We start from the raw sequence: 23,246 nt of genomic DNA, 5'->3' as shown, positions 1-23,246 counted from the left end.
AAAGGAGGACGAAACGATGGCGGCATTAAAAGGCGTAAAGACGATCGATATGAAAAACGGTGAAATCACGAAAGTAGCGTATGACGGTGCGGAGTATGAACGCGTTGAGGGAGAGGCGAAGGTTGGCGATCTCGTTTTAATTACGGACGACAGTTGGTGTGATGCGACAGAAGGTGCGTTTTATTTATCTATCGATATTAGCGCTGAAGATCCTGTAATCGTTGGCGGTATTGATGAAAAAGATAGCAACTATAGCGACGGGTACGCACTATTCCGCAAGAAGCATACACGCCTAAAAGTCGGTGATTATGCGAAGGCTATTGGATATTTTTCCGATTATAGAATTAATGAGGGAGACATCGTTAAAATCTTGGAGGATGAGCCCTGGGCAGATTTCCCGCCATTTAAATGTGAATTTATAAATAAAGAGAATATAGAAGATAGATTGTTTTATGAAGATGAACTTGTCCTCGCAACCGAAGCCGAAGTCGCAGCCGCCAAAGAAGCGGAAGAAAAACGCTCTATCGAAGCGAAATGGGTGGAGATCGGCCGCAAAGTTGGCGAGTATAAAGTCGGCGATATTGTAAAATACCGCAGTGACGGAGAAATTTGCGAAGTAATTAAAGTCGAAGGCTATATTACGATGATGACCGCCAATCACGGCGATTGCCCAGAACTGGCGGAAGATATCGAACTAATCACTCCGGTCGAGGCACGATTTGACCGCAGCTAAATGCGCCGCCTGTCAAGCGCCCATTAACGAAGGCCAGCGCGCTATCTACGACTCGCTATACGATGTGTATTGTTGCGATGTGGCGTGCTGGTCGGACTTTTATGCGGATAATGAGACGGTTCATAGACGAAAGTGGGCGGCTGAAGTCGACTTTTAACGAAGAAAGGAGGACGCGACGTGGAAATCAAGCCGTTAAAACTAAACGTAAATGCTCGCAAGGACTCAGCGCCGGCGACCGAGGTTGCTAAACGTAAGCAAGCGGCCAACGCCGTCGAGCCGATCGAGGACGCATGGCGTCGCATCTACGCAAGCAAACTTAGCGATTCGGATCGGCAGAAATTAAACGAAGTCAAGGCGGCTATGGAGGACGGCCGGTTGGCGCGCGATCCTTCTGACTGCGTTAATAAAGCCGGCAAGCCGAAGAAGTTCAGCAAGGCGGAAGCGCTTCATCTGTGGAAAACGGTGCAAGCGCAGACCCGCGAGGAAAAGCTACGTAAAATGGTCGCGGAAACGCCGGATAATTATTGGCTGATTACGGATGAAAAGCGTCTAGCTGAGTTCATTGCGCTACTCGAAAACGAAGAAGAGATCGTATTTGACGTAGAGACTACCGGCGTAGACGTGTGGAACGATTATATTGTCGGCCATGTGATTACGGCTATCAAAGCGGACGTCCACGCTTATATTCCTACGCGTCATAAAACGGATCGACCGCAGTTAAGCCGAGATTTAGTAAGCGAAGCGCTACGACCATTCTACGAAGATCCAACCGTCGGCAAGCTCGCCCATAACGCCAAGTTCGATATTCATATGCTTGATCGCGAAGGCATTAAGCTATGCGGACTAACGTGGGATACACAAGAGGCTATGCGACTTCTAAACGAAAACGAACCGTCATTTGCGCTTAAGAACCTCGTCACGAAATACCTACGCATCGAGTCGAGAACTTACGGTGACCTATTCGGAGAGATCGGTTTTGACGAAGTAGATGACTTAGAGATTGCGCTTGCCTATGCGGCTAAAGACGGTGACGTGACGCTTAAGCTACGTAACTTCCAGCGATTGCACCTCGCAAAAATGCCGGAAGTGCTGCGTTATTACGAGACAGTAGAGGTTCCGTTGATCGGCGTGGTTCAGAAGATGGAGACGACCGGCTTCGATATTGATTTAGATTATGCGCAGGAATATGGACGAGAATTAAAGGACGGCTTAGACCGTTTATACGATGAATTAATCGAAGAGTTAGGCGACGTCAACATTAACTCTCCGGCGCAGTTAAAGCCGGCCCTTGAACGGGTGACAGGCGAATCACTAGCGTCGACCGATGCGAAGAAAGTTCTAAAACCACTCGCGAAAAAGTATCCGGTAGTTAAGAAGCTACTCGAATATAAAGACAGCTTTAAGCTTTATTCAACGTATATCAACGCATTGCCGGAACTAATCGACCAAAAGACCGGCAAGCTCTACACGAACTTCAATCCGAATGGAGCGAAAACGGGGCGGTTTAGCTCCGGCGGAACGGGCGTCAACTTACAGAATCAGCCGAAGAAGGCTCGGAAATTATTCGTTGCGCCTAAAGGCTACGCAATACTAGGCGGTGACTGGAGCCAACAAGAATACCGATGCCTGGCGTACTTTACGCAAGATCCGAAGCTGGTCGATAACTATTTCCGCGGTGACGATTTATATGCATCTATCGCGGCAGAAGTATTCGGCAAGCCAATCGAAGAATGCGGAGACGGCTCGGTCTATCGTAAACAGGCGAAGGTAATTATGCTTGCGGTTGCTTACGGTGGCGGCGCGAACATGTTAAAAGACGCGATCGGTGTAGAAAAGCATGAGGCGCAGAAGTTCCTCGATAGCTTCTTCGAGAGATTTCCGGTGGTAAAAGAATGGGTCGAATCGAATCAGGCGTTCGTGAAAAAACACGGATTCGTTTGGATGGATCATCTACAGCGGAAGCGCCGCCTGCCTGACGCTAAAGATCGGAGCGCAAAAGGACACTACTCGGCGGTCTTTACGCGATCAACGAATGCACGCGTTCAAGGTTCGGCCGCGATTCAAACAAAGGCGACCATGATTGCGCTGCAAGAGCTCTGCGATAAAAAGACGGCTGAAGGACGAGGGAAATGGCGCTTATGGTGCGTTGTTCACGACGAGGCGCTTTTATTAGTGCCGGATACACTTACGCAGCAAGACGTAAAAGACTTCGAGGATGCCATGGTCAATACGTACGTTTTCGGAAACATACCGAATAAGACGGACATTGAGATAAGCCGAAGATGGGGCGAGGGTTTAAAGATTGACGAGTTTTTCTCCGGTGAAGTAGATCGCGGAGATTATCCAAACGTGGAAGATTACGAAAAACAAAAACGGATTGTTGGCGAAGGCTGGCAAGGAAAAGGGGCGGTTTAATGTTACCACAAACTCACGTAGTGCTTGATTTAGAAACGACGGGACTCGATCATAAGAAGGATCAGATTATCGAAATCGGCGCAATTAAAATTCGACTTGGCGGGCAACTACGTGCATTCGAAGAAGTAGACCGTTTTCATACGATGGTCGCGTTAGAAGAAGGCCGTGATCTACCCGAGTTCATCACGGAGCTAACCGGAATCACAGAAGAAGACCTCGAAGATGCTCCGGAAGAATGGGACGCGCTGGACGATTTAAAAACCTTCATCGGAGACGCTACCGTTGTTGCGCAGAATGCACCGTTTGATCTTTCGTTTCTTAGTCGCGGCGGCATCGAGCCGGAACGTTTCTATTGTACGAGAGCAATGGCGCGCTTTGTAGAGCCGGAGTTATCAGCGTCGTTAAAAGACGTGACTAAACGAAACGGCATTTCACTAGACGGACATCATCGTGCGCTAAATGACGTAGAAGCAACGATCGAAGTTTTCCGTAATTACTTACCGCGAGTAGCCGATGAATATAACGAATTTGCGAACATAGTTATGGAGGCGCCGGACCGACCGTTGAAATTCGTTCCCAAGCACGCAATCGTTTGGGAGGTTCAGATGGTTGCGCTATCTAAAGCGGATCTGTTGCGTATTTACCAGGCGCTAAGAGATAACGAAGCGATGTCGTTAAAGATCGGTTCTATCATCGAGCGCAATATGAAGGGACGTGATTAATTGACGGCAGACAAACGAAAATTAGCGGCTCAATTACTTAGTAATGGCGGTTCATCGGAGCCATCATTTGCGCAATCAATCGCAGATGAACTCGTATCGTATCTTAACGAATGGCACTCGCTGCCCGAGACGTGTGATAACCAATTAACAGCAGATATTTACCGATGGTATGCGCAAGCACCAAACGTATTTCCGAAGCGCCCGTACTTTTCACCATCGGCAGCAAACGCATGTCCGCGCGAACTATATCATAAGGCGCTTAACGCGAAAAAAGACGTCGAAGCCAAGCCGCCATATCAAGGACGATGGACGCGTCTAGGAACGGCGATCGGCGACATGATCCAGCGCGATATTTTGTTCATGGCGAAGCACTTCGGTAAAAAGACCGGACGCGTATGCCCGTTTGACTTCGAACGCAACGAAGACGGGACGCCGGTATTCGAAGACTTTGCCAAACGTAATCATAAGATCGAGCGCGGCGGGCAGACGTTCTATCTATACGGGACTTGCGACGGCATTCTTCGCTACGTGACAGCAGATGGAGAAATCTTACGCGTCGGCCTCGAAATCAAGTCGAAGCAAACGACCGCCGCCAAGACTTCGCTGCATTCGATGCGTGAACCGGAAGCAAAGCACGTAGCGCAATGCGTGACTTACGGACCGATGTACGGCGTCGATTATTACATTATCTTATACGTCAACGCGTCCAAGAAATCGTGGGTCTATCCGGAAGGCGAATTCGAGAAGACACCGGACATCCGAGCGTTTGGCCTCGAAATCAAGCCGCATGATATTGACGCGATTCTTGATAGATTCGTAGCTATTCGAAATGCGGTCGATGCGGGTTCGCCGCCGGCACTTGATCTCGGAGCATGGACGTTCAACAACTATAAAACTACGATTGCTAAGTCGCTGACGGACGAGGAACTACAGACCATTCGCGAGAAAGTAGCGCAGGTCAGACGATCAGGCATGTACGCAAGCACGAAGCAGCAGTACGCAGAGGCGCTCGCATTTATCGAGAGAGTACGGGAAGGGGAGGCGGTTTGATGGGATTATCGTATGTGACTTTCATGAAGCACGCTGAAAAAATAACTAAAAAGACGTCGTCAGGAAGATCGGTTTTAAAAGGCGTCTACCACTCAGAGGACGGAAGCCTGGTGGTTACTGATTCTCATCGATTATATTTGGCGAAAAATATTAGTCGAGGTGTAGAAGGTACAGTATTAGATCCAAAGACGGGTGTTGTTATCGAAGGGAAATACCCAGATGTTAGAAGACTCTTTCCTGATGAAGGGACGGAGAGTGCGCGAATTTCATTTGACATAGACATCTTATTACCAGGATTGCTTGCACTTCTAAAATGTAATCAGGTGAACAAAAAGGAACGTTCTTTTATTACATTAACCGCGAGTTCAGATAAGGAAACACCTGAATTTTCTTGCACAAATAAATTCGTAGAAGCAAAGGTCACTGTAGGAGCATTCAACAAATATAGTGCTATTAGTTTATCGGTAGATACGCAATATCTTATAGATGCAGTTAACCTTTTTAAAGCGTCACAAATCACTGCAGTAGTTCTCAATTACTACGGAAATATCCGTCCTTTTACGATTACAGCCGAAAATAATTCGGATCTGATCGCGCTAATCATGCCAATAAGACGAGACGGAGTGCCTGAATGACCGCCGCCAAGCCTATCCGCATCCTTGCGTTTGACACGTCGATGACCTGTCCGGGCGTCGCGATCATAGAGGTACGCAAAGGCAAGCCAACCATCAAGGCGCTAAGCCACGTTAAGCCGAATACGAGCCGATCTCATGCGCACCGTGCCGAGGTTATCGAAGGATGGGCGATGATGTTTCTCGATAAGCACGTAAGCGCGGCTGGCTTTGATTACGTGGTTCGCGAAGATTTTGCCGGCAAGACGTCACGGTCGAACTATCCGGTACTAAGCGCTTGGAACGCGTGTGAAAGAGCGACGTCGCGCTTCGGGTTGACCTTCGATAAATATAAGAAGCCGGGCAAGAAGACGGAAGACCTCGGCATATCAGCGACGCGGGTAAAGTCGTTAGTCGCCGGGTCGGGCAACGCAGAAAAAGACGAATTAGAGGCGGGTGTAAGACGGCTAACAGGCTACGACGGCGCCTTCGCTAACTTTGATGAATCGGATGCGGCTGCGATTGGGCTGGCGTGGCTGATCGATGCAGGCGTAATTGAGAAACCGAAAGGGGCGAAATAGATGGGTCGTTTGCTAAATATCGGGGTCGTTGTGTGGATTGCGCTAGTACTGTTTTCTGTCGTAATTGTAGCGCCAGTATATACGATCGCTTCTTATGCTAATAAAAACACCTATGAGATTAAGGTAACGGATAAAGAAACGAAGACTTCCAAAGAGTCCTCTAAGTATCTGATTTTCGGCATTGACGAGGAAGGGAGCGAAAAAGTTTTCGAAAATACTGACGCTCTGTTTGCTCGTAAGTTTAATTCTAGTGATCTCTACGCGAAGATTGAAGTCGGTAAGACTTACGAGTTTAAGACGATTGGTTTCCGTATTCCGTTTTTATCTAAATACGAAAACATAATGACGTTAAAGGAGGCGAAGTAGATGGAAAGCGGATATTTTCTTATCGCAGGCAAACCGGAAGGCTTCGAGTATGACAAATCTACGGTAGTAAGATGCCGTAATGAGCATGACGTCGACTCCATGATTAAAAATTTAAGAAGCGGAGGTTATACGATCTTCTATGTAACGAAAATCGCGGAACGGATTGACGACAATCTGACGAAGGAGGCGGGCGCTAATGGATAAAGCGATGGCTTACATCGACAAATTAGCCGCAAAGCTCGGAGTGGCGGCGGAACATGTTTACGGGGTGCTCGTCAATCAGATGTATGTATTCGGGATAGTTAACGTGGTGGTAGGCGTCGCTTCGTTGGTGATGCTTGCGGCTTTAGTCCGACTGAACTATTTGATTATCGCAAAAGGCGGAAGGCCTTCGTGGGGAGAAGCTGCCTCATTTTACTACAAGTTGCGAGATACGGGAGGCGGTGGTCTATTTATGGTAATCATCGTCGTTACAATCGCGGCTTTAATTACGGGAATGGTAACGGTGCCTATCGGAATCATGAAAATGCTGAATCCGGAATACTACGCAATCAAAGAAATCCTCGACACGATCGGAGGTAAATGACGATGGAAGATACACCTAATGTTACTATATCGCAGGAATCTTACGATAATCTGATTAACGCATCTGTCGCGCTGGTCAATCAGTTGCGGGAAAAAGAAGCGGACAAAACGGCGATCATTACACCCGTAGAAGCCGAGTTTGCTAACGCATTCTTCTCGTACTCAAAAGAGACGATAGATGCCGTTAAAGAACGGTATGGCGACGACATCAAAGCGGCTGAGAAACGTAAAGTTAGTGCGGTCGAGTACGCTGAAATGTATAGCGTTCCACTCACGAATTTGCACGACATGAAACGTCGATTGGAACTCGATTTGATCGATCATGAGTACCGACTAAGTCGACTCGGTTCTAAACGGATTGAAACGGAAATCGAGCGCAATCGGACGGCTGCTAGAATTGCGGAATTAGAAGCGGAGATTGAGCGGAGAGGTGCAGACGAATGATCAATTACATTGCGATGGGTTATCTCCTACTTCCGATAATGCTTTCGTGGAGTATACCGACCGATTCAATCTTCGGCATCGTGACTAAATTTATGTGCATCGCGCTACCCATCATTGCCCTCGCATTAATATTAGGGGCGCATTTATGAACGTTTATTTCTACTCGCTGACGGGAAACGTACGGCGGTTCATCGCTAAAACCGGATTGGGTGGCCAGGCACGCGAAATCAAGACGGGCGAGATCGTCGAGGAGCCGTTCGTGCTCGTAACACCGACTTACGATTTCGGTCAGCCGCCCGCAACGGTAAGCGAATGGCTTAAGGATAATGGCGATTGGATGGTCGGAGTGGCTGCGTCGGGAAATCGTGCATGGGGAGACGGTTTTGGTGCGGCTGCTGACGTTATTGCGGCGCTCTATAACGTTCCGGTGATCGCCAAGTTCGAGCTAGCAGGGACGGAAGAGGACGTTCAATTATTCACGGAAAGGGTGGAGGCGCTTGGGTAAAGAGGTGATCGGAGAACTGGAATTGAATCGGATATATCAGCGCGATTGTATCGAAGGAATGCGTATGTTGCCGGATAATAGCGTTGATTTAGTTGTAATAGACCCTCCTTATAATATCGGAAAAGATAATCGATGGGATAAGTTTAGCCGCGCTGAGTACCACTCGTTCATGGTTGCGGTATTTCAAGAATGTAATCGCGTTCTTAAAGATAATGGATCGTTCTATTGGTTTCATAATGACATGAAGCAAATACGAGAACTTATGGACCTAATAGATTCGGATACTAATTTAATATTCAAACAGTTTATAACTTGGAACAAAATCAATCCTAGCTTCAAAAACTACGGTTATGTCCAACAACGATTAAGCGTAGCTTCCATGCGAAACTATTACAACGGTTTTACTGAGTACTGCTTGTATTATACAACTCAAGCTGACACCGGACTAGAGGGCCGCACGACTCAAAACCCTATTTCTAAGTATCTAAAGGAAGAATTTGAACGCGCAGAGGTAACAAGAAAAGAAATAGCATCTCTATTCCCGTCAAGGACTGGCGGTCTTACCGGTTGTGTATCAAATTGGTTGAAGGGTGACAATGTAATAACTGAGGATCAATATTTAAAAATAAGGAATTATTTAGAAGGGGAGTATCTTCGCAAGGAGTACAAGGATCTTCACGCTGAATACGAAGATTATCGCGCAACATTTAATGTGGCTAATGTCAAAGAGGATCTTCGCGCAAATTCAAATGTTTGGCTGTATCCTCCAGCGAAAAAACAAGGACATATTACACCTAAACCAATTGAGTTAGTCGAAAACATCATCAAGCATTCGTCTAATGAGGGGGATGTTGTTCTTGATTGTTTTATGGGGTCTGGAACAACGGCAGTAGCATCAATTCGTTTAGATCGTAATTTCATAGGTTTTGAGCGTGAGTCAGAATATATTGAGATTGCTAACCAGCGTTTAGAAAACGTAAACGATAGATTTGTAGAAAAAAATGTGTGAGGAGGCGGCCCATGCCGAATAGCAGCGCAAACTACATCGAGTTAAATAACGAAATTATGATTCAAAAAGACGGACGGTTTAAGTTTGATAAGGACAAAGAAGCCGTCCGTGCTTATTTTATAGACTACGTAAATCAAAACACCGTATTTTTCCACGACTTGCGCGAGAAACTCGACTACCTACGCGATAACGATTACTACGAAACGGAGTTCCTAGACGCTTATACATTCGAGGAAATAAAAGCGGTTTATAAAACGGCATACGCCGCCAAGTTCCGATTCCCTTCGTTCATGAGCGCATTCAAGTTTTACAATGACTACGCGCTGAAGACGAACGATCGAAAAAAAATCCTCGAACGCTACGAAGATCGCATCGCTTGCTGTGCGCTGTACTTCGGGAAAGGCGACGGGGCCAAGGCGATCGAGTTTGCGAAACTAATGATCCGCCAGGAATATCAGCCGGCGACGCCTACGTTTTTGAACGCCGGACGCAAACGTAGAGGCGAGATGGTGTCGTGCTTTCTGCTCGAAGTTAACGATTCGCTGAACGATATCTCACGTGCGATCGACATTTCGATGCAGCTTTCGAAGGCAGGCGGAGGTGTTTCGCTTAATCTTTCAAAGATTCGCGCAAAAGGTGAGGCGATAAAGGACGTTGCCGGAGCGACAAAAGGCGTAGTCGGCGTAATGAAGCTGCTCGATAATGCATTCCGATATGCGGATCAGATGGGTCAGCGGCAGGGCGCAGGTGCGGCGTATCTAAACGTATTCCACGCAGATATTAACGAGTTCATTGACGTCAAAAAAATCTCGGCAGATGAAGACGTCCGAGTCAAAACGTTATCAATCGGAGTCGTTGTGCCCGATAAGTTCATCGAGTTAGCGCGAGAAGATCGTCCAGCTTACGTTTTCTATCCGCACACGATCTACAAGGCTTACGGCACGCATCTAGACGAAATGGACATCGGCGCAATGTACGATGAACTCGTAAATAATCCGGCAGTTCGTAAGGAGCAAATCAACCCCCGTCAGTTACTCGAAAAGATGGCGGTGCTGCGATCCGAGTCGGGCTATCCGTACATGATGTTTCAAGACAACGTGAACCGTGAACATGCGCTGAACCATATCAGCCGCGTTAAATTCTCGAATCTCTGTTCAGAAATTTGTCAAGCGTCAACCGTCTCGGAATACACCGACTATGGCGAACCGGACGACATCGGCTTAGATATTTCGTGCAATCTCGGTTCTCTTAATATCGCGAATGTAATGGCGGACGGCTCAATCGAAAACGCCGTCAAATTAGCCGTCGATGCGCTTACGGTTGTCTCAGAAGCTACGAATATTAAAAACGCGCCAGCCGTCGCAAAGGCTAATCGCGAGATGCGTTCTATCGGACTTGGCGCAATGAACTTACACGGCTATCTAGCGCAGAACAGAATCGCCTACGAATCGGAAGAAGCGCGTGACTTTGCTAACGTATTCTTCGCGACGGTTAATTACTGGACGTTGGTGCGCTCGAATGAATTGGCGCAGGAAACGGGGTCAACGTTCGATGGTTTCGAGGGGTCAACGTATGCGAGCGGTGAGTATTTCCGTAAGTATGCGACCGTAGACGAAGCCGGAGATTATTTAGATACATTTCCGAAGACTGAAAAAGTAACGAAACTATTCGAAGGTATTTGGATTCCGGACGGACTCGATTGGTTTCGCCTTATGGAAGACGTAGAAGAATTCGGACTCTATCACGCATATAGACTTGCGATTGCGCCTAACGGGTCTATTTCGTATGTACAGTCGGCGACGGCTTCGGTCATGCCGATTATGGAGCGCATTGAGGAACGGACTTACGGAAACTCGAAGACGTACTATCCAATGCCGGGCTTATCGCCGCAAAACTGGTTCTTCTACAAGGAAGCGTACGACATGGATATGTTTAAGGTCGTCGATATGATCGCAACGATTCAGCAGCACGTCGATCAAGGCATCAGCTTTACACTATTCCTAAAAGATACGATGACGACGCGTGATCTGAATCGGATTGACTTATACGCGCATCACAAGGGGATCAAGACGCTTTATTATGCGCGGACGAAGGATACGGGACAGGAGGGATGCTTGTCATGCGCGGTTTAAGTGAGGAGCGACAGAAGCAGATTCAACGCGGAGACTTAATTATTTATTACTTCCGAGGTACCTTAATTAATGCGGAAGTTATTCAAGCGTATGAGGGTGGATATCTCGAAGTACGCCATAAAGACTTCCCAATACTGAATGGTTTACTCGGATATAGGGACGAGGTACGGACATCGGAAGTGTTGGGTGTAGTTAAACGTAAACGCAAACGTGGCAAGGAGGACGAATAATTGACGACATTCACAGCGGCCAACTGGTCGCAATCAGACGATAATTTCACGGCCATGTTCTACGATCAGAACGTCAAGCAGTTTTGGCTTCCGGAGGAGATTTCGCTTAATGGAGATCTACTCGCGTGGCACGAACTCAAGCCCGCCGAACGCGATACGTATATGAAAGTGCTCGCCGGTTTGGACTTATTGGATACGGAACAAGGCAATACCGGAATGCCTGCGATCATGGCGCACGTAGACGGACACCAACGCAAGGCCGTCCTTAATTTCATGGCGATGATGGAGAACGCAGTCCATGCGAAGTCCTATTCGAATATCTTCCTTACGTTAGCGCCATCGGAAACTATCACGGCCGTCTTCGAGTGGGTCAAAGAGAACCGATATTTGCAGCGCAAAGCGAAGCTCATCACCGACCTTTATCGCGGAATCAAGGCAGGCGACGACATTTCGTCATATAAAGCGATGGTGGCTTCGGTGTATCTCGAAAGTTTCCTATTTTACAGCGGCTTTTATTATCCGTTGTATTTCTACGGCCAAGGCCGCATGATGCAAAGCGGCGAGATAATTAACCTTATTATTCGCGACGAAGCGATCCACGGCGTATACGTCGGCTTGCTTGCGCAGGAAATATATAACCGTCAAACGGACGCTATGAAGGCGGGTCTGCACGAGTGGGCGGTCGGGTTATTAGCGGAGCTCTACGAAAATGAAGTCGCATATACGGATGATGTGTACGGCGTGGTCGGCTTGGCTCATGACGTTAAGGCTTTCGTTAGGTATAACGCGAATAAGGCGCTCATGAATCTCGGCTTTGAAGCGCATTTTCCGGATGAGCCGGTCAATCCGATCGTGATTAACGGGCTGAGTACGAAGACGAAGGCACATGACTTCTTTAGCATGCAAGGGAACGGCTACAAAAAGGCGACGGTCGAGGCGTTAAAAGACGAAGATTTTTATTTTTCCGACTGATATTGCGCGGTTTGTAGAAATGGTTCGTATTATTAAGTGAAAGCAAAAATAAGGAGATGAACGTATGAGACAGACGATTAACCAGGCTCTTTAATTGCGGCGTCCATCGTGCCGGCCTTTTGGTACGCACATGCAGCGGGCTTTTGGTGGTTCGTGGCGGCGGGTGCGCCGTTCTTACTATACGTGGTTACGCTACCGTTTGAGGACGGTAAGAAGGCGGAGGAGGGCGAGTAGATGTATCGGATTATTATCGAAGCCAAGAACGGGTTAAAATACCCCGCAAATGTAACTAAGGAAGAATTAGATTCGGTCTTACTGCGGATGAAAATTAGCGAGGAGAGCGATTTTATCGTTCTTGATGCGAGCGTATGGGGATGGACGTACATGATTAGGCGTAGTGAAATTCTCTCTTACGCATATAAAGAACTGAAGGAGGAATCGCAATGAACGTAAATATTAAACGGCTATCAGCCGACGCAACTACGCCAACATACGCACATTCGACGGATGCCTGCTTCGACCTATACGCGGCGGAAGACGTCATTATCGAGCCGGGCGAGACGGTTCTTGTGCCGACGGGCCTTGCGTTCGAGATTCCGCCAGGCTACGAAATGCAGATTCGGCCGCGTTCGGGCATTACGCTGAAGACGCACCTGCGCGTTCAACTAGGGACGGTAGATAGCGGCTATGCGGGTGAGGTCGGCGTGATCGTGGATAATATCGCAAAGGTGGACGAAACGGTTCCGAATGATTACGGGCCTCTTACGGTAAGTAGAGAAATTGATCGCATGATCGGTCATCATCCGAAATGGACTTATAGACTACGCAAAGGAGATCGCATAGCTCAAGCGGTCATCAAACCGGTAGAGCAAGCGACCTTTACGATTGTGGATGCGTTGGAAGATACGGAACGAGGTGCGGGCGGGTTCGGCAGTAGCGGCGTCGGGAAGGCGCGCGAGGAATGACGAAGTTGCCGCCGAGAAAAAGCGGGAAGTCGTTTGTTCACGCCGATCAATTCGAGCTAACTTCGGAATACGCAGCCGATTTCATTGCGCTACGTTCAATCGTTTATAGAACGCCGATCAAGACGACCTTACGTTGGGCTAATAAAAACGTTAGCGGATTATGGGTAAACCTCGGGTGGATAACCGAAGAAGAATACGGTTCACTAGAACGAGTCATCGCGGAAATGATCGTATATTACGAAAACGTTAGTAGAAACGAAGCAAAGCGGAAGTATAGAAGGATTGCGAAGACGATCAAGGAGGCGTCCAATAAATGACGCAGATATACGCGTGTTTCTTAAACGGAAAACTTTACGGAAAAGGTGACCTCGAATATATGAACGACTTATTTCGTGATTGGGTCGTTTATTGCGAAATGTACGGAAAAGATGACGTGACTTTCCGAGTGACGACGGTTGAGAAGATGCGAGAAATTGTAAAGGAGGCGTAATTTATGGGATTCGAATATGGGTCGTTATTTGTATACGATAGAAAGCTGTGGTTTTTCGAAGGCTATTCGACGGATGAAGACATGCACCAAACGCTCAAATTACGAGGAGCTGGCGGTGTCGAGTTAGAAGCGTTAGCATCCGAATGTTATTTCTTGGGCGCACCGAGCGAATTTGACTACGAAGAAATAGAACAGAACGCAAGGAGGGGCGAATAAATGACGGAAACCAAAATGAACGTACAGCTACTCGCACATACGATGATTACGGAGAAGTTTGCGAAAAGTTTCGGTCTTAACGAATCGGAAACCGAATTAACTGACGTCGGTGAACTGTTCCGAAATGAAGCAACCGATGGCCAAGCGATCGCCTTATCCGCGATCAGAACGTGCTACAGCGCAAACAAGCCGTCCGAAATCGTAGCCAAAGAAGGCGCCAAGTATTTCGGCAACAGCGCAACAGATGGCGGTTCAGGCACGGATGCAGACCGACTATTCCGGCAGATCGTCGCATCGAAGCACACGTCTACTCTCGAACATCTAACGTTCACCTTTGCGATCGAAGGCGTCAGCCGTGCTTTGTTAGCGCAGTTAACACGGCACCGCGCCGGCTTTAGCTTCAGCGTCCAATCACAACGTTATGTAAAGATGGGAAGCGGAAATAAATCGGGCGGGTTCGATTACGTCGTTCCGGAAAAGGTTACAGGCGATAAAATCGCAGTGGAGTGCGCTGATTACGATTTAACTGCGGATGATGTTTTTGCTGACGCAATGATGCACGCTCAGGAGAGCTACGATCTATTACGAAAAGCAGGCGTTCCGGCCGAAGATGCACGCGCCGTCCTACCGCAAGCCGCGGCTACTAATCTCGTAATGACCGTCAACCTACGTGCTTTACTAGACTTCTACGCTAAGAGACGGCGTGGCAACGGCGCACAGGCGGAAATCGCCGACCTAGCCGAAGCCTTGTGTCGAGCCGTAACCGAAGTCGAGCCGTGGACTGCGCAATTCTTCAAGGGGGTGTCTGCATCGGTATAATGAAGACCATGACGCTTGCGTGCGGATTATTATGTACGCAGCAACCAGCGGAAGAGAAACCAGCGCCTATACTAACGGCTGATCAAGCGGCCTTACAGCGGGCTAATCAACGTATCAAGACGTTAGAAGGCGAATTGGAAACGTTGAAAAAGACGAAGGCTAAGAAACACGCGGTCAAGAAGGCGCCAAACGTAGTCAAGCGCGAGAAGGTAGCGCAAACATACGAAGTGACTGCGTACACAAACGGCGCCGAATCTACCGGCAAGTCGCCCGGCCATCCCGACTATGGCGTCACAGCAAGCGGCGCACGCACCAAAACGGGCCATACGATTGCCTGTCCGCCGTCAATGCCGTTTGGCACACGGCTGAACATCGAGGGAATCGGCGTCAGAACTTGTGAAGACCGAGGCGGCGCAATTACGGAAGGTCATATCGACCTTTACGTTGCGGACGTGGCTGAGGCGCAGTCGTTCGGGCGTCAGCGGCTAAAGGCGGAATTCATAACGAAATAGGGAGGCGGCTATAGATGATGCACGTATTAAAAGACGAAAAGCTCGGCGTTGATCGCGAATATGTTGCGGTGGATAGAAACGCGGAGGTTGGCGAGAAGATTTATACGTTAGTAGACGGGGGCGATTTTTACAGGAAGGGTGAGTATGGCGTTGTCTATTCTTTAGACGGCAACTGCGCACATTCGAGATTTGAAAGCAACAGCTGGCTCATTAACCATAAAAAATACCACGTACTCGAACCGACCGACATCGTCCACATTGACGGTGAGCGCTATCGTTTAGAAGATCCGGAAAAGGACGCGATTAAATTCACTATGGAAATCGGCGGGAACCTAGTCAATATCGAGCCGTGGGATGCGACGCGTGGTCCTATTATTTCCGGTGGAGGCGAAACGTACAAACTAACGCCAGTTACCGATGATCGCGAGGAAGAGGAACCGAAAGAATCCGACGTCATCACCGTCCTTGCCAATTTAGGCGCAGAGGTGGCTGAATTAAAACGCACCGTAGCGGGTCAGCAATCGGAAATTAACGCCCTCCACGATAATAAAGTGCGTCTCGGCGAACAACTCGCAAAGGTAGTGGCGGCGGGCGACCCGAAAGCCTTGTCGGTTACTGCGGATGAGATCGCGCAGATATTCGTCAGTCTAAAGAAGGCCGGACTATGAAGCTCGCAATCACAGGTAAGCTAGGCGCAGGCAAAGACGTAGCCGTCGATTATCTTGTCGCAATGTACGAATTCTTTCCGTTCACGTTTTCCGCAAAAGGTAAGTCGCTCTTCTACGAACTGTTTCCGGAATTACGCGGCGACGCCAAACAGCGCCAGCCTATGCGGGATTTCATTAACGGAATCACCGAATTAGACGTACCTGGCGCAAAAGACGTATGGGTCGATTATCTATTCCGCCGCATCGAGACGCACGAGAAACTGCGCTGCTGTCGTTCTAGCAACGTGTTGATTACGGATATTCGGAAGTCGGCGGAATACGAACGTGCAAAAGCGGAGGGTTTTAAGATTCTCCGCATTACAGCGCCGGCTCAAACACGTATTGATCGTGCTAAAAGACGGGGCGACGTATTCAAGGCGGACGATTTAAGCCATCCGACAGAAACGGCGCTCGATCGATTTGAGGTCGATTATGAGGTCGTAAATGACGGCTCGCTCGACGACCTATATACGCGACTAGACGAAATTATGACGAAGGAGGGCGTTAGATGACGGAATTCAACTTAACGACGCAACAACAGGCGAACGGTCTTACGGTACTAGAACTTTTCTGCGGAGGTGGTCTCGGCGCAGTCGGATTCAAAGCGGCGGGCTTCGATATTGTAAAGGCACTTGACTTCGATAAGAACGCAGTCAAGGCGTACCGACACAACTTCGGAGATCACGTAGAGCAAGCGGACATCAGCACGGTCGAGATCGACTCTTTACCAACCACCGACGTCATTTTCGGAGGCCCTCCATGCCAAGACTTCTCGGTTGCGGGCAAAGGCGCCGGCGCTGACGGAGATCGAGGTAAATTAGTATGGCGCTATCTAGAAATCATCGCCGCCAAGCAGCCAAAAGCATTCGTATTTGAAAACGTTAAAGGTTTATTGTCGAAACGCCACCGTTCTACATTCGACGGCTTACTGGCGAAGTTCGACGAAATTGGCTACGAAGTTTCTTGGCAACTAATCAACGCATGGGATTACGGCGTAGCTCAGAAACGTGAACGGGTGTTTATCGTAGGCACACGAAAAGACCTCGGATTCAAGTTCGAATTTCCGAAGCCGTTAGAAGGTGATTATCAAACGAAGGTACTGCGGGATGTTATCGGAGATTTACCGGAGCCGGGGAACTACCCAAATCATCGAGGCACAAAAACTAAGTTTAGAGACGGAAAAACACAAGGCGATAAAGTATACCCTCTATCTAGTGCTTCTCCGACTATTCGAGCAGAGCATCACGGGAATATTGAGGGATTTGACGCATCGGAGAAAATAAACGGAGCTGAGTCAGGTCTGCGACGTTTCACCGTCCGTGAGTGTCTCCGTATTCAATCAGTCCCGGACACCTACATTCTACCTGACGACATCTCTCTATCGGCCGGGTATAGAATCGTAGGCAACGGCATCGCTTCCCGTGTAGCTTGGTATATCGGAATATCGCTCGCCGATCAGCTTAAAGAGAACGCATAAGTGCCCTGCGGATAGGCTAGATGCGGCTGTTTAGACGCCTCGCCATCGCCGATCAAATAGAAGCGTAGCGGCAATTCTCGCCCATCAAGGCCGGCACTTTCTAATACGCGACTGGCCGCCTTATTGTACGCACGCTTATCGAACTTGAACGGCTGCGTGTCCGTCTTAACCTTTTCCGGTTTTGCAACGACTAGACATTGGGCTTCTGCGTCGTATCCTATCGCAAGTTTAAACGGAGCATTTGAAGGTAAGCCGATTAAAGACCTAGCCGCCGAGTTAACGTAAATACGGCGCTGCTTATCTAACGAAATATAGGCGGTCTCATTAACCGCGGAAATCCATTCTAATGGCATTCGGATACACCTCGCTTATTATATAAGACGATTATAGACGATTTGAAGACGGAAAGCAAACGAAGGAGGCGTTTTGATTGGGTGAAACAATTACGGAAAAAATTAACCGTATTCTCGGAATAGATGATTCTTATAAAGCTCCGTCAAAAATTATGGAGATACTTTTCGATCGTGAACGCCGTGAGGAGATATTTCGCAAATTCGTCGATGATCCGGCTCTTAATTCCTCCGATAAAGACGTATTTCACGAGTATTTCCAGGAAGAGCATGCGGATAGAAAAGATAAGAAACAGGATTTTACTCCGGGAAGTGTGGGCGGTCTATTAGCGAGAATCACTGATGTCGGCTTTGAGTCGACTACGAGCTATGACGGATGCGCCGGTACAGGCGGCCTTACAATAGCGAAATGGCAGTCTGATCGTATTAAACACTCACCGTTTGACTATAAGCCTTCGTGGTACTTCTACCACTGCGAGGAAATGAGTGATCGTGCGATACCGTTTTTATTATTCAATCTGTTATTCCGCGGAATGAACGCCGTTGTTGTGCACTGCGATGTTTTGACTAGAAAAAGTAAGGGCGCTTTTTTTATACAAAACGATCATGACGATTTTATGCGTTTTTCAGCGCTTAATGTACTTCCGTATACTGACCTAGCTGCTCGTGAGCTAAACGTAACATGGGATGACGATTTTGTTCCTTACGACGATCTTATTGAATCGGAGGAGATTCCCACTCATGTACTAAACCCTACGGAATTTGGCACGGTAAGTTTTGAAACTAAGTTTCTCCATTTATTATGCGGTATAGATTCGGAGGTGGCGTAATGGGCGCATCTACGAACAAGCCCGACCAGCATCTACGGTACGAAACGCAATATAAGCTCGACGGACCGGACGGGGTAAAGGCGCTTCTAGCCGATTACACAACGTTAAGACAGCGCCGCTTTTTAGGCGACATGGCTGCTTGCGATATTCTAATGGATCTTGACCGCGCCATTGAACTAGCGGCGCTGACCGGAAAGCAATACGAAGCCATCCGGCTTGTGTATTTCGATGACCTTACGCAAGTAGAGGCGGGCGTGGCGCTTGGTATTACGCAGATAACTGTCCGAGAGTATTTAGAAACGGCTATTAATAAAATCGTCGACATCTACTATTATTGGGCGTCGCACGGCGAAGGATACGGAACTACGAGAGGGGCGATTTGATGGCGGAAGAATTAACGAAGAAAGAAATCGAGGAATTACGAGGCTATTTGCGTTGGTGCTACGACACTATGAACCATCCGAGAATCTCACCGCGAGTATTGTCGATTTTATTGAACGCATATACGGAGGAGGGTTCGAAATGTTCTCAGTAGCAATTACAAACATCGGTTTAATCGCGCTTATAGGCTTCGGTATTTACGCTACAGGCACCTGTTGGCCGTTAGCTGCGTTGATATTCTTACAATTTTATGGGGAGGGCGCCTAATTGACGAAGGAAGTATTGCTCGAAGCCATTACAGCTCTATACGAACGCACAAAAACCGGCGACTTAGAGCGCGAGGAACGAATCGCAGAAGTCACCGTTTTACTAGCGTCCTACGACGGAACTCCGCCGGCCGTCGCGCTAGAACGTCTGTCCGACTTAATCTTATACGAAGAACTATCGGATACGCGTCGTAATAAAATGTCAGCCGAAGAATATCCGTTCATGTCCGATCGTATGGAAAAGACACGCAAGACTGGTGAAGCATCCGAGAAGATGGCCGAAGAATACGACATCACCGGCGCCAATTACGCCGTACCTAAGCGTCGGACACGATCTCCTTACGATAATCTATTCACGGACCGTCACGCAAAAGCACGTAATAAGACGGCTCGCAAACGATACAACGATTTCGTCAACGGAAAGTCTAGCGGACAATTCACCGTAAATATAGCAACCGGCATCAAAACGGTAAGGTCAGACGCTCAATAGGCGTCTTTTGTTTTGCGATAAATACGAAAAGGGGGCGTATGTATGAATCAAAATCAACCGCGCATCATTGACGTTAACACAGGAGAAGACCTGTCCGGTATCTATTCGTTAAGGCACCGGAATCAAGACGCTGCTTTCCGTCAGCAATTAAATAAAACGGAGGATCGGCGTGAGTTTACCAACGCGGAAATGCCGAACATTAACGAGGTGTATGACGTACTCACGACGGCTCAATGCGGCTATTTAATGCTTTTACAGTGCTACGTTGATTATGGCGGCCTTTTAATTAAGTCCAGCCACAATAAGACACCGATGGATACTTCGGACATGATGGACGTTCTTCAGCTTACAAAGAAGCGTCAGACTTTCTATGACTTCATTGCGGCGGCTATTGAAAACGACATTATACGAAAAGATGACGTAGGATATTACGTAAATGAACGCTATCACTTTAAAGGTAACTTTCGTAGTCCGCACGTTGTTAAAATATATAGCGCAAAAATTAAACGAGTGTACAGCGAAGTCAAAGCGACCGACATCGGGCTTATTTATCGAATGCTTCCGTATATTCATTTCGATACTAACGCTCTTTGCGAGAATCCGAACGAATCTAATCCGCGCGCCATCCGGTGGTTCAGTCGAGCCGGTCTAGCTGCTGCGATAGGTGTGGTGCCTGATACGCTTGGCCGCCGTCTGAAAGCGATGAAATTCGGAAGCGAATATGTTATTGCTCGCGTTAAAGTCGGAAGTGAGCCGGAACGATACACATTTAATCCTAACGTTTTCTATCGACAATCTAAAGCGCCGGATAAAACGTTGATTGCGTTATTTAACGTTGAGAAGGCACGCTAATATGGTATGGTTTTACTGCGGGGAGGTGAGACGGATGATTAAAGCGATCACTAAATCGGGCGAATTAAAGCCGGGCGGTTAACGAAAAAGGACGCCTGCGAGGGCGTCTTTATTTTTGCGTTAGATGCGCTTAGTCATTCCGCACTTGGAACACTTACGGAGAAATACTCCTCCTTTAATCGAACTGTTAAACTTCGACGTATCGCAATTGTCGCACCGTCCGCTCTTAACGTCCGGCATCTCGCGAATATCATAAACGACAGATACGTCATAATCGCCTGGTTGCGGTCTAGTCACGTCTTTCACCTCACAACCTTCGTATTATAACGTATCTTGGCGCCTATTTAAACAATTTGCCGAAAGCCCTTCCGATGCCGCGGCGCATGATCCGTCCGCCTACGTCGTTTTTCTTCACCGCGTTCACGTCGCCCAAAAATCTAGCCCATCCGTACAAGAATCTGCGGAATTTCATGTCGTCGTCCTCCTTCTTTACTCTCTTCCGAATGATTCGGTGTCTAAATCTGTAACTACCGGACGGCTACTCGACGCCTTATTTTATTAGCGATTTTACAGCCGCCGTGCCGCCGAAAACAATTAAGGTTACGACGGCTGCGAAGTCAATCGGCTGCATAGAACCGTAATCTATGAACGCGATCCAAACGACCAGGACGAAAATGAGCAACGTATCAACCGTATTAATTTTGCGCATATGTGGTATAATTGATTGAACCGGGGCTTATCGCCCCGTCCGTTTACTTGCGACGTTTCTTCTTGGAGGGAGACCGTCGCTTTTTCTTTCTTTGCCGTCGTATTGCCGTGATTTCCATTGCGGTTTTAATGATCGCCAACCATGACGCAAGCAAGACGGATATTTTAGTCACCAGTTCAATCAATTTTTTCGCACCTCCTTTCTATACCTTTATTATACGATATCGTATAACGTATGTCAACGGTTATTGCGAAAAAATATTCGATATCGTATAATTACTTATATAAATACGGAGGTGGTGCGGATGGGCAAACGCATAAACGTAAGGCCGCGTCTGAAGGAACTAATGAAGGCGGATGGTTGGACGCAAACAAGACTGTCCGAAGCTTCTGGCGTTCCGCAGGGTTCTATATCGCGATTCGATACGAATAGTCGGCACGAAGACTGGCAGGTGGTTGCGCTAATGAAAGCGGGAGGATGGAAGTACGAAGACCTGTTCGAAATAGAGGACGAAGAAGTCGAAAAGTAGGGACGTTCAGGGGAGCGTCTCTTTTTTGCGTGTCGTATTAATATTTGTATATACGAATAAATATACGTTAATATTTCGTTGATGATCCGTACTGACTTGCGTCTGTTCTCAATTAGGACGTATTAAATGATAATCAATACGACTTCATTCGTACAAAAACGCCAAAAGTACGACTTTATTCGTACATGCGAAAATGGGGTTGACGCTTAGAGCCACGTGGGATACAGCGTTTTGAGGGCGGAAATTACTTCTTATCTTCTAAATCTAATACCTAGTGAGCCTTCGCTAACGCTCCGTCTCACATATACGCAATATGTATAATGAATGAATATTTGCGGACGAGGCGAAGCCGAGGTCGCTGTACTTAAATACATACGGAGAGGACAACGATAATATATCCGTCTCATTATCGTTAAATACCCGCACTGATTGCGTAGTTTTTCCCTATAAATATACCGAATATGCTGTCTTACGTTATAGAGGGACGTAAATGACCGTAACATACTAACGGTAGGATGACGTACAAGCAGACGATAGGCAGCGTTTGATAAGTCGAATAGGGTACCGACATACAGGCGGCATGTAACGGTAGGCACAGGCGGTGTATATAATATAGTACGAAGGCGGACGGTGGGGTGACGGTAGTATACCGGTTAACAATATAGATTACCAAGCAGACGCCGCCAGCGGACGAGGCCTTCCGAAACTCGAGGGGGTCAGCGACCAAAGCCAATCCGTTTATGCACGATCCTATACATACCGGCCGGCATGGGCAGCCCGCAAGAATGGCGGCATGGCGGGGTTGGTACGATGTATAAAGTTAATACGATTCATTGCGCTGCTCAGACGGTTGCCAACCGCATTGCATCAACGTTTATCATCAACGCGAATGTAACAGAAAGTCTTTTTGTTACTTTCGTTATGCAACGTTATGAATGCGTTATTCAATAATAATCGCGAAAAAAGAGACGAACGCCGCCCGCCCCCAAGCGCCCCGGCCAAAACCGCCGGATCTAGTGAACAAAACTTGCGCACAATTTTTTAAACTCGGGGTGTTAATCGTCTACCTATTGTGATTCGATTGGTCGTGGCTATCCGAAGATGTTCGGAGCAGGTAGAGGGTTAATACGCAAATTAAACGGAGGGTCTGACATGAAAAGAATCGAGCCGGTACGGCTGAATTTCGAAACTGACGCAGAAGTAGAAGCTTTTTCATCTTGGCTACGTAAAGATCGTCCGTTGACGGAGTCGGAAAAAAGAGTGCGTACTTTAATTGCGAATCACAAAAGATCGAAAAG

General features: G+C 47.8%; 33 protein-coding genes. 30 read left to right on the top strand and 3 right to left on the bottom strand.

The genetic code is table 11. The features are described 5' to 3' along the window. Positions 1-16: 16 nt before the first annotated feature. The 25 genes from LC033_RS10435 to LC033_RS10315 all read left to right on the top strand — a co-directional run bounded on the left by LC033_RS10435 (position 17) and on the right by LC033_RS10315 (position 17,541). Entirely contained in the window at positions 17-733 is a 717-nt protein-coding gene (locus LC033_RS10435; RefSeq protein ID WP_226568190.1) for a hypothetical protein, read from the top strand. A 177-nt stretch (positions 734-910) separates the two neighbouring features. Then, on the top strand, positions 911-3,148 hold the full coding sequence (locus tag LC033_RS10430) for a DNA polymerase (RefSeq protein WP_226568189.1): 2,238 nt from the start codon (positions 911-913) through the stop codon (positions 3,146-3,148). After that, entirely contained in the window at positions 3,148-3,870 is a 723-nt protein-coding gene (locus LC033_RS10425; protein WP_226568188.1) for a 3'-5' exonuclease, read from the top strand. Before LC033_RS10430 ends, LC033_RS10425 begins: the two co-directional genes overlap by 1 nt. Beyond that, positions 3,871-4,920: a hypothetical protein gene (locus LC033_RS10420; RefSeq protein WP_226568187.1), complete on the top strand. Its 1,050-nt coding sequence runs from the start codon at positions 3,871-3,873 to the stop codon at positions 4,918-4,920. Beyond that, positions 4,920-5,555, top strand: a complete 636-nt coding sequence (locus LC033_RS10415) for a beta clamp domain-containing protein (protein WP_226568186.1) — start codon at positions 4,920-4,922, stop codon at positions 5,553-5,555. Before LC033_RS10420 ends, LC033_RS10415 begins: the two co-directional genes overlap by 1 nt. After that, a complete protein-coding gene (locus LC033_RS10410) occupies positions 5,552-6,112 on the top strand; it encodes a RuvC family protein (protein WP_226568185.1) in 561 nt (186 codons plus the stop codon). The genes LC033_RS10415 and LC033_RS10410 overlap by 4 nt, the downstream gene beginning before the upstream one ends. Next, the gene (locus LC033_RS10405; protein ID WP_226568184.1) at positions 6,113-6,478 is read left to right on the top strand and encodes a DUF1523 family protein; all 366 of its coding nucleotides are present in this window, start codon (positions 6,113-6,115) and stop codon (positions 6,476-6,478) included. Beyond that, positions 6,479-6,682 carry a hypothetical protein gene (locus LC033_RS10400; RefSeq protein ID WP_226568183.1) on the top strand — a complete coding sequence of 68 codons (204 nt, stop codon included), beginning with the start codon at positions 6,479-6,481 and terminating at the stop codon, positions 6,680-6,682. It abuts the gene before it with no gap. Next, complete coding sequence (locus LC033_RS10395) at positions 6,675-7,064, top strand: hypothetical protein (RefSeq protein ID WP_226568182.1); 390 nt, start codon at positions 6,675-6,677, stop codon at positions 7,062-7,064. Before LC033_RS10400 ends, LC033_RS10395 begins: the two co-directional genes overlap by 8 nt. Before the next feature lie 83 nt (positions 7,065-7,147). Next, positions 7,148-7,507, top strand: coding sequence for a hypothetical protein (locus LC033_RS10390; protein WP_226568181.1), 360 nt, complete (start codon positions 7,148-7,150; stop codon positions 7,505-7,507). A gap of 145 nt (positions 7,508-7,652) precedes the next feature. Beyond that, the gene (nrdI, locus tag LC033_RS10385; protein ID WP_226568180.1) at positions 7,653-8,012 is read left to right on the top strand and encodes a class Ib ribonucleoside-diphosphate reductase assembly flavoprotein NrdI; all 360 of its coding nucleotides are present in this window, start codon (positions 7,653-7,655) and stop codon (positions 8,010-8,012) included. Then, the gene (locus LC033_RS10380; RefSeq protein ID WP_226568179.1) at positions 8,005-9,021 is read left to right on the top strand and encodes a DNA-methyltransferase; all 1,017 of its coding nucleotides are present in this window, start codon (positions 8,005-8,007) and stop codon (positions 9,019-9,021) included. The genes nrdI and LC033_RS10380 overlap by 8 nt, the downstream gene beginning before the upstream one ends. 11 nt (positions 9,022-9,032) lie before the next feature. After that, entirely contained in the window at positions 9,033-11,153 is a 2,121-nt protein-coding gene (gene nrdE, locus LC033_RS10375; RefSeq protein WP_226568178.1) for a class 1b ribonucleoside-diphosphate reductase subunit alpha, read from the top strand. Next, positions 11,141-11,383 (top strand): hypothetical protein, encoded by a 243-nt coding sequence (locus LC033_RS10370; protein WP_226568177.1) that lies wholly within the window; start codon positions 11,141-11,143, stop codon positions 11,381-11,383. The genes nrdE and LC033_RS10370 overlap by 13 nt, the downstream gene beginning before the upstream one ends. Then, positions 11,384-12,355: a class 1b ribonucleoside-diphosphate reductase subunit beta gene (gene nrdF, locus LC033_RS10365; protein ID WP_226568176.1), complete on the top strand. Its 972-nt coding sequence runs from the start codon at positions 11,384-11,386 to the stop codon at positions 12,353-12,355. Positions 12,356-12,589: 234 nt separating this feature from the next. Next, a complete protein-coding gene (locus tag LC033_RS10360; protein WP_226568175.1) occupies positions 12,590-12,802 on the top strand; it encodes a hypothetical protein in 213 nt (70 codons plus the stop codon). Continuing rightward, positions 12,799-13,320, top strand: coding sequence for a dUTP diphosphatase (locus LC033_RS10355; RefSeq protein WP_226568174.1), 522 nt, complete (start codon positions 12,799-12,801; stop codon positions 13,318-13,320). Before LC033_RS10360 ends, LC033_RS10355 begins: the two co-directional genes overlap by 4 nt. Next, entirely contained in the window at positions 13,317-13,637 is a 321-nt protein-coding gene (locus LC033_RS10350) for a hypothetical protein (protein ID WP_226568173.1), read from the top strand. The genes LC033_RS10355 and LC033_RS10350 overlap by 4 nt, the downstream gene beginning before the upstream one ends. Then, a complete protein-coding gene (locus LC033_RS10345) occupies positions 13,634-13,810 on the top strand; it encodes a hypothetical protein (RefSeq protein WP_226568172.1) in 177 nt (58 codons plus the stop codon). Before LC033_RS10350 ends, LC033_RS10345 begins: the two co-directional genes overlap by 4 nt. Before the next feature lie 3 nt (positions 13,811-13,813). Then, the gene (locus tag LC033_RS10340; RefSeq protein ID WP_226568171.1) at positions 13,814-14,026 is read left to right on the top strand and encodes a hypothetical protein; all 213 of its coding nucleotides are present in this window, start codon (positions 13,814-13,816) and stop codon (positions 14,024-14,026) included. After that, on the top strand, positions 14,027-14,845 hold the full coding sequence (gene thyX / locus LC033_RS10335; RefSeq protein ID WP_226568170.1) for an FAD-dependent thymidylate synthase: 819 nt from the start codon (positions 14,027-14,029) through the stop codon (positions 14,843-14,845). It abuts the gene before it with no gap. Continuing rightward, positions 14,845-15,357 carry a 3D domain-containing protein gene (locus LC033_RS10330; RefSeq protein WP_226568169.1) on the top strand — a complete coding sequence of 171 codons (513 nt, stop codon included), beginning with the start codon at positions 14,845-14,847 and terminating at the stop codon, positions 15,355-15,357. Before thyX ends, LC033_RS10330 begins: the two co-directional genes overlap by 1 nt. 14 nt (positions 15,358-15,371) lie before the next feature. Beyond that, positions 15,372-16,025 carry a hypothetical protein gene (locus tag LC033_RS10325; RefSeq protein ID WP_226568168.1) on the top strand — a complete coding sequence of 218 codons (654 nt, stop codon included), beginning with the start codon at positions 15,372-15,374 and terminating at the stop codon, positions 16,023-16,025. Then, positions 16,022-16,576, top strand: a complete 555-nt coding sequence (locus tag LC033_RS10320; RefSeq protein ID WP_226568167.1) for a nucleoside/nucleotide kinase family protein — start codon at positions 16,022-16,024, stop codon at positions 16,574-16,576. Before LC033_RS10325 ends, LC033_RS10320 begins: the two co-directional genes overlap by 4 nt. Beyond that, positions 16,573-17,541, top strand: a complete 969-nt coding sequence (locus LC033_RS10315) for a DNA cytosine methyltransferase (protein ID WP_226568166.1) — start codon at positions 16,573-16,575, stop codon at positions 17,539-17,541. The genes LC033_RS10320 and LC033_RS10315 overlap by 4 nt, the downstream gene beginning before the upstream one ends. On the opposite strand, the gene LC033_RS10310 is transcribed toward LC033_RS10315, so the two are convergent. Next, entirely contained in the window at positions 17,520-17,894 is a 375-nt protein-coding gene (locus tag LC033_RS10310) for a hypothetical protein (protein WP_226568165.1), read from the bottom strand. The two genes, LC033_RS10315 and LC033_RS10310, sit on opposite strands and share 22 nt — an antisense overlap. Before the next feature lie 77 nt (positions 17,895-17,971). Here LC033_RS10310 and LC033_RS10305 point away from each other — a divergent pair, with 77 nt between their 5' ends. From LC033_RS10305 to LC033_RS10290, 4 genes are all read left to right on the top strand, one after another. Further along, positions 17,972-18,721: an N-6 DNA methylase gene (locus tag LC033_RS10305; protein WP_226568164.1), complete on the top strand. Its 750-nt coding sequence runs from the start codon at positions 17,972-17,974 to the stop codon at positions 18,719-18,721. Further along, positions 18,694-19,104: a sigma factor-like helix-turn-helix DNA-binding protein gene (locus LC033_RS10300; protein WP_226568163.1), complete on the top strand. Its 411-nt coding sequence runs from the start codon at positions 18,694-18,696 to the stop codon at positions 19,102-19,104. The genes LC033_RS10305 and LC033_RS10300 overlap by 28 nt, the downstream gene beginning before the upstream one ends. A 265-nt stretch (positions 19,105-19,369) precedes the next feature. Beyond that, positions 19,370-19,858 carry a hypothetical protein gene (locus LC033_RS10295; RefSeq protein WP_226568162.1) on the top strand — a complete coding sequence of 163 codons (489 nt, stop codon included), beginning with the start codon at positions 19,370-19,372 and terminating at the stop codon, positions 19,856-19,858. Positions 19,859-19,900: 42 nt separating this feature from the next. Continuing rightward, positions 19,901-20,710 carry a hypothetical protein gene (locus LC033_RS10290; protein ID WP_226568161.1) on the top strand — a complete coding sequence of 270 codons (810 nt, stop codon included), beginning with the start codon at positions 19,901-19,903 and terminating at the stop codon, positions 20,708-20,710. 120 nt (positions 20,711-20,830) lie between these two features. Here LC033_RS10290 and LC033_RS10285 read toward each other — a convergent pair whose 3' ends face one another. Next, positions 20,831-21,007: a DUF8096 family protein gene (locus LC033_RS10285; RefSeq protein WP_376776437.1), complete on the bottom strand. Its 177-nt coding sequence runs from the start codon at positions 21,005-21,007 to the stop codon at positions 20,831-20,833. Between the two features lie 43 nt (positions 21,008-21,050). After that, positions 21,051-21,182, bottom strand: a complete 132-nt coding sequence (locus tag LC033_RS16835) for a hypothetical protein (RefSeq protein WP_264188711.1) — start codon at positions 21,180-21,182, stop codon at positions 21,051-21,053. 541 nt (positions 21,183-21,723) lie between these two features. Here LC033_RS16835 and LC033_RS10280 point away from each other — a divergent pair. After that, a complete protein-coding gene (locus LC033_RS10280) occupies positions 21,724-21,948 on the top strand; it encodes a helix-turn-helix domain-containing protein (RefSeq protein WP_226568159.1) in 225 nt (74 codons plus the stop codon). The last annotated feature ends 1,298 nt before the right edge of the window (positions 21,949-23,246 follow it).

The sequence above is a fragment of the Bacillus stratosphericus genome, assembly GCF_020524495.1.
GTDB lineage: Bacteria > Bacillota > Bacilli > Bacillales > Bacillaceae > Bacillus > Bacillus stratosphericus_B.
Note: the sequence above shows the minus strand (reverse complement) of the source record. Positions and strands in the feature narration are given on the sequence as shown.

Coding starts and splice junctions, on each gene's coding strand:
- LC033_RS10350 (WP_226568173.1), top strand. CDS start 13,317: ATGACGAAGTTGCCGCCGAGAAAAAGCGGGAAGTCGTTTGTTCACGCC.
- LC033_RS10325 (WP_226568168.1), top strand. CDS start 15,372: ATGATGCACGTATTAAAAGACGAAAAGCTCGGCGTTGATCGCGAATAT.
- LC033_RS10360 (WP_226568175.1), top strand. CDS start 12,590: ATGTATCGGATTATTATCGAAGCCAAGAACGGGTTAAAATACCCCGCA.
- LC033_RS10300 (WP_226568163.1), top strand. CDS start 18,694: ATGCGGTATAGATTCGGAGGTGGCGTAATGGGCGCATCTACGAACAAG.
- LC033_RS10410 (WP_226568185.1), top strand. CDS start 5,552: ATGACCGCCGCCAAGCCTATCCGCATCCTTGCGTTTGACACGTCGATG.
- LC033_RS10345 (WP_226568172.1), top strand. CDS start 13,634: ATGACGCAGATATACGCGTGTTTCTTAAACGGAAAACTTTACGGAAAA.
- LC033_RS10395 (WP_226568182.1), top strand. CDS start 6,675: ATGGATAAAGCGATGGCTTACATCGACAAATTAGCCGCAAAGCTCGGA.
- thyX (WP_226568170.1), top strand. CDS start 14,027: ATGACGGAAACCAAAATGAACGTACAGCTACTCGCACATACGATGATT.
- LC033_RS10320 (WP_226568167.1), top strand. CDS start 16,022: ATGAAGCTCGCAATCACAGGTAAGCTAGGCGCAGGCAAAGACGTAGCC.
- LC033_RS10400 (WP_226568183.1), top strand. CDS start 6,479: ATGGAAAGCGGATATTTTCTTATCGCAGGCAAACCGGAAGGCTTCGAG.
- LC033_RS10425 (WP_226568188.1), top strand. CDS start 3,148: ATGTTACCACAAACTCACGTAGTGCTTGATTTAGAAACGACGGGACTC.
- LC033_RS10405 (WP_226568184.1), top strand. CDS start 6,113: ATGGGTCGTTTGCTAAATATCGGGGTCGTTGTGTGGATTGCGCTAGTA.
- LC033_RS10435 (WP_226568190.1), top strand. CDS start 17: ATGGCGGCATTAAAAGGCGTAAAGACGATCGATATGAAAAACGGTGAA.
- LC033_RS10415 (WP_226568186.1), top strand. CDS start 4,920: ATGGGATTATCGTATGTGACTTTCATGAAGCACGCTGAAAAAATAACT.
- LC033_RS10290 (WP_226568161.1), top strand. CDS start 19,901: ATGAATCAAAATCAACCGCGCATCATTGACGTTAACACAGGAGAAGAC.
- LC033_RS10355 (WP_226568174.1), top strand. CDS start 12,799: ATGAACGTAAATATTAAACGGCTATCAGCCGACGCAACTACGCCAACA.
- LC033_RS10310 (WP_226568165.1), bottom strand. CDS start 17,894: ATGCCATTAGAATGGATTTCCGCGGTTAATGAGACCGCCTATATTTCG.
- LC033_RS10280 (WP_226568159.1), top strand. CDS start 21,724: ATGGGCAAACGCATAAACGTAAGGCCGCGTCTGAAGGAACTAATGAAG.
- nrdI (WP_226568180.1), top strand. CDS start 7,653: ATGAACGTTTATTTCTACTCGCTGACGGGAAACGTACGGCGGTTCATC.
- nrdE (WP_226568178.1), top strand. CDS start 9,033: ATGCCGAATAGCAGCGCAAACTACATCGAGTTAAATAACGAAATTATG.
- LC033_RS16835 (WP_264188711.1), bottom strand. CDS start 21,182: ATGAAATTCCGCAGATTCTTGTACGGATGGGCTAGATTTTTGGGCGAC.
- LC033_RS10330 (WP_226568169.1), top strand. CDS start 14,845: ATGAAGACCATGACGCTTGCGTGCGGATTATTATGTACGCAGCAACCA.
- LC033_RS10370 (WP_226568177.1), top strand. CDS start 11,141: ATGCGCGGTTTAAGTGAGGAGCGACAGAAGCAGATTCAACGCGGAGAC.
- LC033_RS10315 (WP_226568166.1), top strand. CDS start 16,573: ATGACGGAATTCAACTTAACGACGCAACAACAGGCGAACGGTCTTACG.
- LC033_RS10340 (WP_226568171.1), top strand. CDS start 13,814: ATGGGATTCGAATATGGGTCGTTATTTGTATACGATAGAAAGCTGTGG.